The organism is Enterobacter vonholyi, assembly GCF_008364555.1.
In the GTDB taxonomy this organism is placed as follows: Bacteria; Pseudomonadota; Gammaproteobacteria; order Enterobacterales; family Enterobacteriaceae; genus Enterobacter; species Enterobacter vonholyi.
In genome coordinates this window covers 93,637-106,361 of record NZ_VTUC01000002.1, presented here as the reverse complement: position 1 = coordinate 106,361, position 12,725 = coordinate 93,637, and the positions used below count along the sequence as shown (strand labels likewise).

10 protein-coding genes are annotated in these 12,725 nt (G+C 60.4%); 4 read left to right on the top strand and 6 right to left on the bottom strand.

The genetic code is table 11. The features are described 5' to 3' along the window. Positions 1-48: 48 nt before the first annotated feature. From gsiD to iaaA, 5 genes are read right to left on the bottom strand one after another with little or no spacing between them, the layout of a single operon-like run. Complete coding sequence (gene gsiD / locus F0319_RS02750) at positions 49-960, bottom strand: glutathione ABC transporter permease GsiD (protein WP_024908682.1); 912 nt, start codon at positions 958-960, stop codon at positions 49-51. Between the two features lies 1 nt (position 961). Further along, complete coding sequence (gsiC, locus tag F0319_RS02745; RefSeq protein WP_149366231.1) at positions 962-1,882, bottom strand: glutathione ABC transporter permease GsiC; 921 nt, start codon at positions 1,880-1,882, stop codon at positions 962-964. A gap of 5 nt (positions 1,883-1,887) precedes the next feature. Further along, positions 1,888-3,426: a glutathione ABC transporter substrate-binding protein GsiB gene (gsiB, locus tag F0319_RS02740; RefSeq protein ID WP_149366230.1), complete on the bottom strand. Its 1,539-nt coding sequence runs from the start codon at positions 3,424-3,426 to the stop codon at positions 1,888-1,890. A 23-nt stretch (positions 3,427-3,449) separates the two neighbouring features. Next, complete coding sequence (gsiA, locus tag F0319_RS02735; RefSeq protein ID WP_149366229.1) at positions 3,450-5,321, bottom strand: glutathione ABC transporter ATP-binding protein GsiA; 1,872 nt, start codon at positions 5,319-5,321, stop codon at positions 3,450-3,452. Between the two features lie 11 nt (positions 5,322-5,332). Then, positions 5,333-6,271 carry a beta-aspartyl-peptidase gene (iaaA, locus tag F0319_RS02730; protein ID WP_149366228.1) on the bottom strand — a complete coding sequence of 313 codons (939 nt, stop codon included), beginning with the start codon at positions 6,269-6,271 and terminating at the stop codon, positions 5,333-5,335. Positions 6,272-6,458: 187 nt separating this feature from the next. Between iaaA and moeA the strand changes: the two genes are divergently transcribed. Beyond that, the gene (moeA, locus tag F0319_RS02725; protein WP_149366227.1) at positions 6,459-7,691 is read left to right on the top strand and encodes a molybdopterin molybdotransferase MoeA; all 1,233 of its coding nucleotides are present in this window, start codon (positions 6,459-6,461) and stop codon (positions 7,689-7,691) included. 1 nt (position 7,692) lies between these two features. Continuing rightward, positions 7,693-8,445: a molybdopterin-synthase adenylyltransferase MoeB gene (moeB, locus tag F0319_RS02720; protein WP_149366226.1), complete on the top strand. Its 753-nt coding sequence runs from the start codon at positions 7,693-7,695 to the stop codon at positions 8,443-8,445. Between the two features lie 89 nt (positions 8,446-8,534). Here the strand turns inward: moeB and fsa are convergent, their stop codons facing one another. After that, positions 8,535-9,197, bottom strand: a complete 663-nt coding sequence (gene fsa, locus F0319_RS02715) for a fructose-6-phosphate aldolase (RefSeq protein WP_149366225.1) — start codon at positions 9,195-9,197, stop codon at positions 8,535-8,537. Between the two features lie 128 nt (positions 9,198-9,325). Here fsa and F0319_RS02710 point away from each other — a divergent pair, with 128 nt between their 5' ends. Continuing rightward, positions 9,326-10,225, top strand: a complete 900-nt coding sequence (locus F0319_RS02710; RefSeq protein WP_149366224.1) for a glycyl-radical enzyme activating protein — start codon at positions 9,326-9,328, stop codon at positions 10,223-10,225. Between the two features lie 4 nt (positions 10,226-10,229). Beyond that, on the top strand, positions 10,230-12,662 hold the full coding sequence (locus F0319_RS02705; protein ID WP_149366223.1) for a formate C-acetyltransferase/glycerol dehydratase family glycyl radical enzyme: 2,433 nt from the start codon (positions 10,230-10,232) through the stop codon (positions 12,660-12,662). The last annotated feature ends 63 nt before the right edge of the window (positions 12,663-12,725 follow it).

Genomic DNA, 12,725 nt, shown 5'->3' with positions numbered 1-12,725 from the left:
TTTGTAGGCCGGGTAAGGCGTAGCCGCCACCCGGCACATTTCACTGCGCTATCCCTTAATCCTCGGATCCAGCGCGTCGCGCAGACCGTCACCCAGCAGGTTAAACGCCAGCACGGTCAGAAAAATTGCCAGGCTCGGGAAGATCGCCACGTGCGGTGCAATCACCATATCCGCCCTCGCCTCGTTCAGCATCGCGCCCCACTCCGGCGTTGGAGGCTGAGCCCCCAACCCTAAAAACGACAGGCTGGCCGCCGAGATAATCGACACGCCGATACGCATGGTGAAATAGACCACGATGGACGACACCGTACCCGGCAGAATATGGCTGAACAGGATGGTGGCGTCGCTGGCCCCCATGCTGCGGGCAGATTCTATAAAGGTCTGCTGTTTCAGCACCAGCGTGTTGCCGCGCACCAGGCGCGCAAACGCCGGAATCGAAAACACCGCGACCGCAATGATGACGTTGGCCATGCCGCTGCCCATGATCGCCACCACGGCAATCGCCAGCAGAATGCCGGGAAAAGCAAACAGCACGTCGCAGATGCGCATGATGATGCGGTCCCACCAGCCTTCGTAATATCCGGCAACGAGCCCCAGCACGGTACCGATGGCCGCGCCGATCAGCACCGCGAACACCCCGGCGGCAAGCGAGATTTGCGCCCCGACCAGCACGCGGCTAAAGATATCGCGCCCGAGGGAGTCCACGCCGAACCAGTGCAGCATCGACGGTCCGTCGTTCAGACGGTCGTAGTCAAAATAGTTTTCCGCATCAAATGGCGCCACCCACGGCGCAATCACCGCCACTGCAATAAGCAGCAGCACAAACAGCCCCGCGGTCATCGCGACCGGCTGACGGCGAAAACGCCGCCAGAATTCAGACCACGGGGTGCGGACGTGGTCCGGTTTGAGCCCCGGCATCGCGTTTAAAACGGCCTGACGTCGCCAGTTCAATAATCGCATCTTACTTATACCTGATGGCCGGGTTAATGGCGGCGTAGAGCACGTCCACCACTAAGTTGATAAGAATAAATTCCAGCGAGAAAAGCAGGACTTCCGCCTGAATCACCGGGTAGTCGCGCATCTCGACGGAATCGACCAGCAGGCGTCCCAGCCCCGGCCAGTTGAAGACCTTTTCCACCACGATAGAGCCGCCCAGCAGGAAGCCAAACTGCAGCCCCATCATCGTCACCACCGGGATCATCGCGTTGCGGAACCCGTGCTTGAGAATGACCCACTTCTCGCTGACCCCTTTCGCCCGCGCGGTGCGAATATAATCTTCGCTCAGCACGTCAACGAACGAGGCGCGGGTAAAGCGGGCCATCACGGCCGACACGGCAGCCCCAAGCGTCATGGAAGGCAGGATGTAATGCTTCCAGGTATCGGCCCCGACGGTGGGCAGCCAGCCCAGCTCAACGGAGAAGATCTGCATCAGCAGCATCCCCAGCGCGAACGCCGGGAAAGAGATGCCGGTGACCGCCAGCGCCATGCCGAGCTTGTCCGGCCAGCGGTTGCGCCAGACGGCAGCGACAATACCGGCGCCAAGCCCAAACACGACTGCCCAGCTCATGCTGGCAATCGTCAACCAGAACGTCGGCATAAAGCGGGTGGCGATCTCCTCCGACACCGGACGACGCGACACCATCGAAATACCAAAGTCACCCTGAAGAACGTTGCCAATATAGTGCAGAAACTGCATATACAGAGGCTGGTCAAGACCCAGCTGTTTACGCACCAGATCAATGACCGAGGCATCCGCTTCGGGCCCGGCAACCAGACGCGCCGGATCGCCCGGCAGCATATGGACAAACAAAAACACCAGCACCGCCACAATCAGCAGCGTCGGAATAAGCCCCAGCAGGCGTTTACAAACATAATTCAGCATGGGCGTTATTTTAAATCCGCATCGTCAAAGCTAAAGCCCGTATCAGGCATGATATAGAACCCGGTCAACGCTTTGTTATGGGCTGACACCAGTTTCTCCACCACCAGCGGCACCCACGGCGACTCTTTCCAGATGATGTCCTGTGCGTCCTTATAGAGACGAGCTTTCTCGTCCGGTTTAGTGGTTTTCAGCGCATCGGCCAGGTCTTTGTCCACCTGCGGATTGCTGTAAAACGCGGTGTTGAACAGGGTTGGCGGCCAGTTCTGCGAGGCAAACAGCGGCGACAGCGCCCAGTCGGCTTCACCAGTCGATGCCGACCAGCCGGTGTAGAACATCCGCACGCCGCTCTCTTTCTGCCCTTTCCCCTCCACTTCTGCCGCACGCTGTCCGGCATCCATTGCCGTGACCTGTACCTTGATACCCACCTGCGCCAGCTGCTGCTGGGTAAACTGCAGCACCTTCTGGGCGGTGCTGTGATTATGCGACGACCACAGCGTGGTGCTAAAACCGTTCGGGAAGCCCGCCTCTTTCAGCAGCTCGCGCGCTTTAGCCGGATCGTAGGGCCACGGCTGATAGCTTTGCGCATAGGCGATAGCCGGCGGCAGCACGCCGGTGGCCGGGGTGGCATAGCCCGCAAAAGCGACCTTCACCAGCGCCTGACGGTTAATGGCATAGTTAATAGCTTCGCGCACCTTCGGGTTATCGAACGGCTTTTGCGTGACGTTCATGCTGATGTAGCGCTGCATGATCGACGGGCTGGCGACCAGCTCCAGCTTGCTGTTTTTCTGCAAAATGGCGGCCTGCTCATACGGGATCGGGAAGGCAAACTGCGCCTCGCCGGTTTGCAGCATCGCCGCGCGGGTGTTGTTGTCCACCACCGGGCGCCAGGTGATGGTATCCAGCTTCGGCAGCCCCTGCTGCCAGTAGCCCGCGAACTTCTTCACCTTCACAAAATCGGTCTGGTTCCAGGTGAGCAGTTCGTAAGGGCCGGTGCCAACAGGGTGGAAACCGATCTCTTTGCCGTATTTCTGCAGCGCGGCAGGGGAAATCATCGCCGTTGCCGGATGCGCCAGAATATTGATAAACGCGGAGAACGGCTCTTTCAGGGTGATTTTTACCGTCGCCGGGTCGACCACCTCGGTTTTGGCGATGTTTTTATAAAGGTTATAGCGCTTGAGGCTGTTTTCAGGATTGCTGGCGCGATCGAGGTTAATCTTCACCGCCTCCGCATTGAAGTCTGTCCCGTCCTGGAACTTCACGCCGGTTCTGAGCTTGATGGTGTAGACCAGCCCGTCGTCGGACACGGTGTACCCCTCCGCCAGCACGTTTTTGAGCTTCATCTCTTTATCCAGGCCGAACAGGCCCTGGTAGAACGATTTCGCCACCGCCTGAGAGAGCGTGTCGTTGGCGTCATACGGATCGAGCGTGGTGAAATTGGAGCCGACGGCAACCACCACATCTTTGGCAGCGAACGCGGGGGCAGCGGCCAGGGCTGCCGTCACGCTCGCGGCTAACAACCATCTACGCGCTACAAATGTAACCATTGTGTTCTCCTGCCTGTTGTAAGTTATAACCGCGAAAAAGCATTGTCCTGACGCGGGGGAGCGACGAAATGACCCGGCTCGACCTCGCGAAGCGTCACGCGCTCCACGGCCTCGCCGAGTTTATGAATATTGCCCGGCATATCATCCTGCAGCAGCACACGCTGGCCGTGACGATGTGCGGGATCGGCAACCGGAACCGCCGCAATAAGCTTGCGGGTGTACGGGTGCTGCGGGTTCTCGAACACTGCCCTTCGCGGCCCAATCTCCACGATCTGCCCCATAAACATCACCGCCACGCGATGGCTGATGCGCTCGACCACCGCCATGTCGTGCGAGATAAACAGGAAGGCGATACCCATATCCCGCTGTAAATCAAGCAGCAGATTGATGATTTGCGCCCGAATAGAGACATCCAGCGCAGAGACGGATTCATCCGCAATCACCACTTTCGGGTTCAGCGCCAGCGCGCGGGCGATGCAGATACGCTGCCGCTGCCCGCCGGAAAACTCATGCGGATAACGCCAGGCGTGTTCCGGCTTCAGGCCAACGCGCTCCAGCAGCCAGGCCACGCGACGCTGAGCCGCCTCGCCGTCGAGCAGGTTATGCACCCGCAGCGGCTCCATGATCGAATACCCCACCGTATGGCGCGGATCGAGGGAGGCATACGGATCCTGAAAAATAAACTGAATATCCCGCCGCACCGCCTGCAGCCTGCTGTCCGGAAGGGTATCAATGCGCTCGCCGTTAAAGGTAATGCTGCCCTCCTGAGTTTCCACCAGACGGAGCAGCGCGCGCCCGGTCGTGGATTTACCGCAGCCGGACTCCCCCACCAGCGCCAGCGTTTCGCCCGGCCAGAGGTCGAAGCTGACGTTTTCCACCGCGTGCACTTCGCGCTTCACCCGGTTCAACACGCCGCTGCGCAGCGGAAACCGAGTGACCAGATTTCGTACTTCCAGAATGGGCTTGCCCGGCACCACGGTGTCCTGCTCGCGCTCATCCTCCTGCAGCTCAGACGCCTCGAGGGAAATCAGCGGAAAACGGCGCGGCAGATCGCTGCCGTTCATCGCCCCCAGGCGCGGGACCGCCGCCAGCAGTGCTTTGGTGTAAGGATGCGCGGGCGCGTGAAAAATCTGCTCGACCGGGCCGGTTTCTACCGCGCAGCCCTTATGCATCACCAGTACGCGATCGGCGATATCGGCAACCACGCCCATATCGTGGGTGATAAAGATCACCCCCATCTCCATCTCCTGCTGCAGCACGTTGATGAGCTGCAGGATCTGCGCCTGAATGGTCACGTCCAGCGCCGTTGTCGGCTCGTCGGCAATGAGCACCGCCGGACGGCAGGAGAGCGCCATGGCGATCATTACCCGCTGGCGCATGCCGCCGGAAAGCTGATGCGGATAGCGGCCCAGAATAGCCTGCGCCTCCGGAATGCGCACCAGCTCCAGCATCCGTCGGGCCTCTTTGAGCGCTTCGTCGCCGCTCAGCCCCTGATGCAGGCGGATAGACTCGGCAATTTGCTCCCCGACCGGGAACACCGGGTTCAGAGAGGTCATCGGCTCCTGGAAAATCATCGCAATATCCGCCCCGCGCACGCCCTGCATCTGCGCACCGCTCAGCTCATTTAAATCAATGACCTGACGGTTACGGCGGCGCAGGAGCATTTTCTCGCTGCTGATTTGCCCGCCCGTCTGTTCCAGCAGGCGCATCAGCGCCAGCGCGGTGACCGATTTCCCGGAACCGGATTCGCCAACAATCGCCAGCGTCTCGCCGCGCCTGAGCGTGAACGATAAATTCTGTACTGCGGGGAAGAACTGCCGCTCTTCCTGAAACGCAATATTCAGCTGATGGACAGCCAATACTTCGCGGTTGTCCAGCTCTTCACTGTGCGGCACGCGCTGCCCCCTTATTCACGATAGATCCCCGTGCTCGGCTCATCACCGGCATAGCCCCAGGCGCGATACATGCCTTCGCTGTTGAACGGCAGGGCCACGTTGCCCTCACGATCCACCGCAATGAGTCCGCCGACGCCGCCCAGGGCAGGCAGTTTTTCCATCACCACGCGCTCGCAGGCCTCGCTCAGGCTTAAGCCGCCGTAATCCATCAGCGCGGTAATGTCGTAGGCCGCGAGAGCGCGAATAAACACTTCCCCGGTGCCGGTACACGACACCGCCGCCGTCGCGTTATTGGCATAGCAGCCCGCACCCGGCAGCGGGCTGTCGCCGACGCGTCCAGGCAGCTTGTTGGTCATCCCGCCCGTTGACGTCGCCGCCGCGAGGTTTCCGGCTTTATCGAGTGCCACCGCGCCGACCGTGCCCATTTTGCTGCGCTCATCCAGCGGCGCAGTATGGTCAAGCTGCGTCATGCCCGCCGAACGAGCTTCCAGTAACTGCTGATAGCGCGCTTCCGTGGAAAACAGATCGGGCGATACCGGCTCCATCCCGTGCTCAAAGGCAAAGGTCTCCGCCCCGGCCCCCGTCAGCAGCACGTGCGGACTCTCTTCCATCACCAGACGCGCGGCCAGCACCGGGTTACGCAGGTGACTGACGCCCGCCACGGCGCCCGCTTTCAGGGTAATACCGTCCATCACGCAGGCATCCAGCTCGTGCGTTTCATTCCGGGTAAAGACCGAACCGATCCCCGCATAAAATAACGGGCACTCTTCCAGCAGGCGCACCGCCTCGGTGACCACGTCCAGCGCGCTTTCGCCCGCTTCCAGCATTCTCTGGCCCGTTTCCACAATGGCGTACAGCGCGTCGATGTAGCGCTTTTCCTGCTCGGGACTGAGCTGTGCTCGGGTGATTGCCCCGGCGCCACCATGAATTGCGATTACCGCATTAACCATTCGCATCACCCGTTAGCCTGTTTTGCGGCTTTTTCTATAAATATCATTATCGTCGACGAAACTTCAGATGATTTTTGAATATAGAAAGACGTAACAGTGATGTAAAGCGTGCACCCTTCGGTCATACAGTTAGCCGCACTTTTCTGCCATAATGGACGCTTTCGTTGTTACTCCGCAGGAGCCCACCATGGATTTTACCGCCGGACTGATGCCGCTTGAGACGGCACTCACGCAGATGCTTGACCGAGTTTCCCCGCTGCATGACGTAGAGACGCTGCCCCTCGTGCGCTGTTTTGGCCGTATTGCCGCGCGCGATATCGTCTCTCCGCTTAACGTGCCGGGGTTTGATAACTCAGCGATGGACGGTTACGCGGTACGCCTGGCGGATCTCGAGACGGGTAACGCCCTGCCGGTGGCGGGTAAAGCCTTTGCGGGTCAGCCGTTTAGCGGTGAATGGCCTGCGGGCACCTGCGTGCGCATCATGACCGGCGCGCCGGTTCCGGCCGGTTGCGACGCCGTGGTGATGCAGGAAGAGACCGAACAGACCGACGACGGCGTGCGTTTTACCGCCAGCGTCAAAGCAGGCCAGAACATCCGCCGTACCGGCGAGGACATTACCCTCGGCGCGACCATTTTTACCGCCGGGCAAAGGCTGACGGTGGCGGAGCTGCCGGTGCTGGCCTCGCTCGGCATCGCGGAAGTCGACGTTATTCGCAAAGTGCGCGTCGCCGTCTTCTCCACCGGCGACGAGCTGCAGCTTCCGGGCCAGCCGCTGCAGGACGGCCAGATTTACGATACCAACCGCCTGGCGGTACACCTGATGCTGGAGCAGCTGGGCTGCGAGGTCATTAACCTCGGCATTATTCCAGACGATCCGGAAAAACTGCGCGCGGCGTTTATCGAGGCGGATAAATCCGCCGATGTGGTCGTCAGCTCCGGCGGCGTTTCCGTGGGCGAAGCGGATTACACCAAAACCCTTCTTGAAGAGCTGGGCGAAATCGCCTTCTGGAAGCTTGCAATCAAGCCGGGCAAGCCGTTTGCGTTTGGCAAGCTTTCACACAGCTGGTTCTGCGGCCTGCCGGGTAACCCGGTCTCGGCGGCACTCACCTTTTACCAGTTGGCGATCCCGCTGCTGGCGAAGCTTTCCGGCAACAAGGCCAGCCCGCTGCCGGAACGCGTGCGCGTGCGTGCCGCCACGCGGATGAAAAAATCACCGGGTCGTCTCGATTTTCAGCGCGGCATTCTGGCGCGCAACGCGGACGGCGAGCTCGAAGTGAGTACCACCGGGCACCAGGGCTCACACATTTTCAGCTCCTTCAGCCAGGGCAACTGCTTTATCGTGCTGGAGCGCGAGCGCGGCAACGTGGAAGCCGGCGAATGGGTTGAGATAGAGCGCTTTAACCACCTGTTCGGAGGCTGATATGACGGTGGAGCTGAGCGACCCGGAGATGATGCGCTACAACCGCCAGATTGTGCTGCGCGGGTTTGACTTCGAAGGCCAGGAAGCGCTCAAGGCGGCCAGCGTGCTAGTCGTCGGGCTGGGCGGGCTGGGCTGCGCCGCCGCGCAATACCTTGCCGCGGCGGGCGTGGGCAGTATGACGCTGCTGGATTTCGATACCGTGTCGGTGTCCAACCTGCAGCGCCAGACGCTGCACAGCGACGCGACGGTGGGCCAGCCGAAAGTGGACTCTGCCCGCACGGCGCTGGCGCGCATCAACCCCAACGTACAGTTCACCCTGATTGACGCGATGCTGGATGACGATGCGCTGTTCGCGCAGATTGCACAGCATGACCTGGTGCTGGACTGCACCGATAACGTCACCGTCCGAAACCAGCTCAACGCGGGCTGTTTTGCCCATAAAACGCCGCTGGTTTCCGGCGCGGCTATCCGCATGGAGGGGCAAATCAGCGTCTTCACATACGCCGAGGGGGAACCCTGCTACCGCTGCCTGAGCCGCCTGTTTGGCGAGAATGCGCTGACCTGCGTTGAGGCGGGCGTGATGGCGCCGCTCGTCGGCGTGATTGGCTCATTGCAGGCGATGGAAGCGATCAAGGTGCTGGCACACTACGGCACGCCTGCCGCGGGGAAAATCGTGATGTACGACGCGATGACCTGCCAGTTCCGCGAGATGAAGCTGATGCGTAACCCGGGGTGTGAGGTGTGCGGAGGTTAAAGCAAACGGCAACCTTCAGGTTGCCGTTTTAGTGTTTGCTCCCTCTCCCTGTGGGAGAGGGTTGGGGTGAGGGCATCAGGCCGCACCCGTCAGATCGACGTCCGTCCAAACGCCCCCTGCCAGTCCTGCTCGAACTTCACAATTGCCGCATCTACCGCAGGAGAGATAATAAACTGCTGCGCCACGTCCAGCGGCAGCGTGATGGACTCGCACCCTGCCAGCAGGCAGTCCAGCGCCTGACGCGGGGTTTTAAAGCTCGCGGCCAGCACCTTTGACTGCGGCGCGTGCAGCGTCAGCAGCTGTTGCAGCTCAATTACGGTCTGGATCCCGTCCCCGCCCTGCGCGTCCACGCGGTTAACGTAAGGGGCCACATACTCCGCCCCCGCCAGCGCGGACAACATCCCCTGCGCAGCACCGTATACCGCCGTACCCAGCGTCGGGATCCCTTCCGCTTTCAGCATCTTGATCGCCGCCAGCCCTTCTGCGGTTACCGGCACTTTCACCACCAGATCGTTAATGATGGCGCGAAGCTTACGCGCTTCTTCCACCATCCCTTCGGCGGTGGTCGCCATCACCTGTGCGAACAGACGACCTTTGCCGCCCAGCGCGTCGTGCAGCGCGGGCAGCAGTTCATCGAGCGGCGTTTTACCGGCAGCTACGATGCTTGGGTTGGTGGTCACGCCCGCCAGCGGGAAGATACGCGCCAGCTTTTTGACTGCCGCAACGTCAGATGTGTCGAGATAAAGTTCCATGATGTCACCCTCAAAATTAGCCTGCACTTACCCTATCACGACAAAACCTGCTGAAGAGTTGACCTGCATCAAGATAACTTTCATTCGAAAGTAATTTAATCTTCATATGCAATATGAGAGGCAAAAACATGATCTTCAATATTCAGCGTTACTCTACCCACGACGGCCCCGGTATTCGTACCGTGGTGTTCCTGAAAGGCTGCTCGCTGGGCTGTCGCTGGTGCCAGAACCCGGAAAGCCGCTCCCGCAGCCGGGACGTGCTGTTTGATGCACGTCAGTGCCTGGACGGCTGCGATCTGTGCCAGCAGGCCGCGCCGGGCTGCATCGAACGCGCGCTGAATGGCCCGATCATCCACCGCGAAAAGCTGAGTGAAGAGACGCTTAACGCCCTCACCGACTGCTGCCCGACGCAGGCGCTGACCGTCTGTGGCGAAGAACAGCAGGTCGAGGAGATCATGGCGACCGTACTGCGCGACAAGCCCTTCTACGACCGCAGCGGTGGCGGGATCACCCTCTCCGGTGGCGAGCCGTTTATGAACCCGGATCTGGCGCAGGCCCTGTTTAAAGCCAGCCACGAACAGGGTGTCCACACCGCCGTGGAAACCTGCCTTCACGTGCCGTGGCACTATATCGAGCCGTCATTACCGTACGTCGATCTGTTCCTCGCCGACCTGAAGCATGTCGACGGTGACGTTTTCAAGCAGTGGACGGACGGTTCGGCTAAGCGCATCCTGGATAACCTGAAACGCCTGGCCGCCGCAGGGAAAAAAATCACCATCCGCGTACCGCTCATCCAGGGCTTCAACGCAGATGAAGCCTCCATAACCGCCATTACCAACTTCGCTGCTGATGAACTCGGCGTCGACGATATTCATTTTCTGCCGTATCACACGCTGGGCATGAACAAATACACCCTGCTCGGCCAACCCTACTCTGCCCCTGACAAACCGCTGGATAACCCTGCTCTGCTGGACTTTGCGCAGCAGTACGCCCGCCAGAAAGGGTTAACCGCGACCTTACGAGGATAAACTTATGACCACCCTGAATCTCAATACCCTCAGCGAACGCATTAAGGCGCACAAAACGGCCCTGGTGCATATCGTCAAGCCGCCGGTCTGTACCGAGCGCGCGCAGCATTACACCGAAATGTACCAGCAGCACATGGACAAGCCGATCCCGGTGCGTCGCGCTCTGGCGCTGGCGCATCACCTGGCCGAACGTACCATCTGGATCAAACACGACGAGCTGATTATCGGTAACCAGGCAAGCGAGGTGCGCGCCGCGCCGATCTTCCCGGAATACACCGTCTCCTGGATTGAGAAAGAGATCGACGACTTGGCAGACCGCCCGGGCGCGGGCTTTGCGGTGAGCGAACAGAACAAGCGTGTGCTGCACGAGATCTGCCCTTGGTGGCGCGGCCAGACGGTGCAGGATCGCTGCTACGGCATGTTCACCGACGAGCAGAAAGGCCTGCTGGAAACCGGCATTATCAAAGCCGAAGGCAACATGACCTCAGGCGACGCGCACCTGGCGGTGAACTTCCCGCTGGTGCTGGAGAAAGGTCTCGATGGCCTGCGCGCCAAAGTGGCCGAACGCCGCTCGCGCATCAACCTGACGGTGCTGGAAGACCTGCACGGCGATCAGTTCCTGAAGGCGATCGATATCGTGCTGGAAGCGGTAAGCCTGCACATCAAACGTTTTGCCGACCTGGCGCGTGAAATGGCCGCGACCGAAACCCGCGAAAGCCGCCGCGACGAGCTGCTGGCAATGGCGGAAAACTGCGACGTGATTGCCCACGAGCCGCCAAAAACCTTCTGGCAGGCGCTGCAGCTGTGCTACTTCATTCAGTTGATCCTGCAGATTGAGTCCAACGGCCACTCCGTTTCCTTTGCGCGTATGGACCAGTATCTCTATCCGTACTACCGCCGCGACGTGGAGCTGAACCAGAGCCTCGACCGCGAACACGCCATTGAACTGCTGCACAGCTGCTGGCTGAAATTGCTTGAAGTGAACAAGATCCGCTCCGGCTCGCACTCCAAAGCCTCTGCCGGTAGCCCCCTGTACCAGAACGTCACCATCGGCGGCCAGAAGCTGGTCAACGGTGAGCCGATGGACGCGGTGAACCCGCTCTCCTACGCGATCCTGGAATCCTGCGGCCGTCTGCGATCCACCCAGCCGAACCTGAGCGTGCGCTATCACGCGGGCATGAGCAACGACTTCCTCGATGCGTGCGTGCAGGTGATCCGCTGCGGCTTCGGGATGCCGGCGTTCAACAACGATGAAATCGTCATTCCGGAATTCATCAAGCTCGGCGTTGAACGCGACGACGCCTACGACTACGCGGCCATTGGCTGTATCGAAACCGCAGTGGGCGGCAAGTGGGGCTATCGCTGCACCGGCATGAGCTTTATCAACTTCGCCCGCGTGATGCTGGCGGCGCTGGAAGGCGGCCGCGACGCCACCAGCGGCAAGGTATTCCTGCCGCAGGAGAAAGCGCTCTCTGCAGGTAACTTCGAAAATTTCGAGGAGGTGATGTCAGCCTGGGATAGCCAGATCCGCTACTACACCCGCAAATCCATTGAGATTGAGTACGTGGTAGACACCATGCTGGAAGAGAACGTCCACGATATTCTCTGCTCGGCGCTGGTGGACGACTGCATCGAGCGCGCGAAAAGCATCAAGCAGGGCGGCGCGAAGTATGACTGGGTCTCCGGCCTGCAGGTGGGTATCGCCAACCTCGGCAACAGCCTGGCGGCGGTGAAAAAGCTGGTGTTCGAACAGGGCACTATCGGCCAACAGCAGCTGGCGGCGGCGCTGGCGGATGACTTCGACGGGCTGACTCACGAGCAGCTGCGTCAACGTCTGATTAACGGCGCGCCGAAGTACGGTAACGACGATGACAGCGTGGATATGCTGCTGACCCGTGCTTATCAGACCTACATTGAAGAGCTTAAGCAGTATCACAACCCTCGCTACGGCCGCGGCCCGATTGGCGGTAACTACTACGCGGGCACGTCGTCCATCTCCGCAAACGTGCCGTTTGGCGCGGCGACGATGGCAACGCCGGACGGACGTAAGGCGCATACGCCGCTGGCGGAAGGGGCTAGCCCGGCTTCCGGTACCGACCACCTTGGCCCGACGGCGGTAATTGGCTCGGTGGGCAAACTGCCGACCGAAGCGATTCTCGGCGGCGTGCTGCTGAACCAGAAGCTGAATCCGTCAACGCTGGAAAACGACAGCGATCGCCAGAAGCTGATGGTGCTGCTGCGCACCTTCTTCGAGGTGCATAAGGGCTGGCATATTCAGTACAACATTGTCTCCCGCGAAACGCTGCTGGAGGCGAAGAAACACCCTGACCAGTATCGTGACCTGGTGGTGCGCGTCGCGGGTTACTCGGCGTTCTTCACCGCCCTGTCGCCGGATGCACAGGACGATATTATTGCCCGTACTGAGCATACGCTGTAACGGTGCATCCCCTCAGGGGAAATGCGCACGCTGATGCCCTCACCCCGACCCTCTCCCACGGGG

Excerpts from the sequence above, each read along its gene's own strand:
- moeB (WP_149366226.1), top strand. The coding sequence starts at position 7,693 with ATGACGGTGGAGCTGAGCGACCCGGAGATGATGCGCTACAACCGCCAG.
- gsiB (WP_149366230.1), bottom strand. The coding sequence starts at position 3,426 with ATGGTTACATTTGTAGCGCGTAGATGGTTGTTAGCCGCGAGCGTGACG.
- fsa (WP_149366225.1), bottom strand. The coding sequence starts at position 9,197 with ATGGAACTTTATCTCGACACATCTGACGTTGCGGCAGTCAAAAAGCTG.
- gsiD (WP_024908682.1), bottom strand. The coding sequence starts at position 960 with ATGCGATTATTGAACTGGCGACGTCAGGCCGTTTTAAACGCGATGCCG.
- moeA (WP_149366227.1), top strand. The coding sequence starts at position 6,459 with ATGGATTTTACCGCCGGACTGATGCCGCTTGAGACGGCACTCACGCAG.
- gsiC (WP_149366231.1), bottom strand. The coding sequence starts at position 1,882 with ATGCTGAATTATGTTTGTAAACGCCTGCTGGGGCTTATTCCGACGCTG.
- F0319_RS02710 (WP_149366224.1), top strand. The coding sequence starts at position 9,326 with ATGATCTTCAATATTCAGCGTTACTCTACCCACGACGGCCCCGGTATT.
- iaaA (WP_149366228.1), bottom strand. The coding sequence starts at position 6,271 with ATGGTTAATGCGGTAATCGCAATTCATGGTGGCGCCGGGGCAATCACC.
- F0319_RS02705 (WP_149366223.1), top strand. The coding sequence starts at position 10,230 with ATGACCACCCTGAATCTCAATACCCTCAGCGAACGCATTAAGGCGCAC.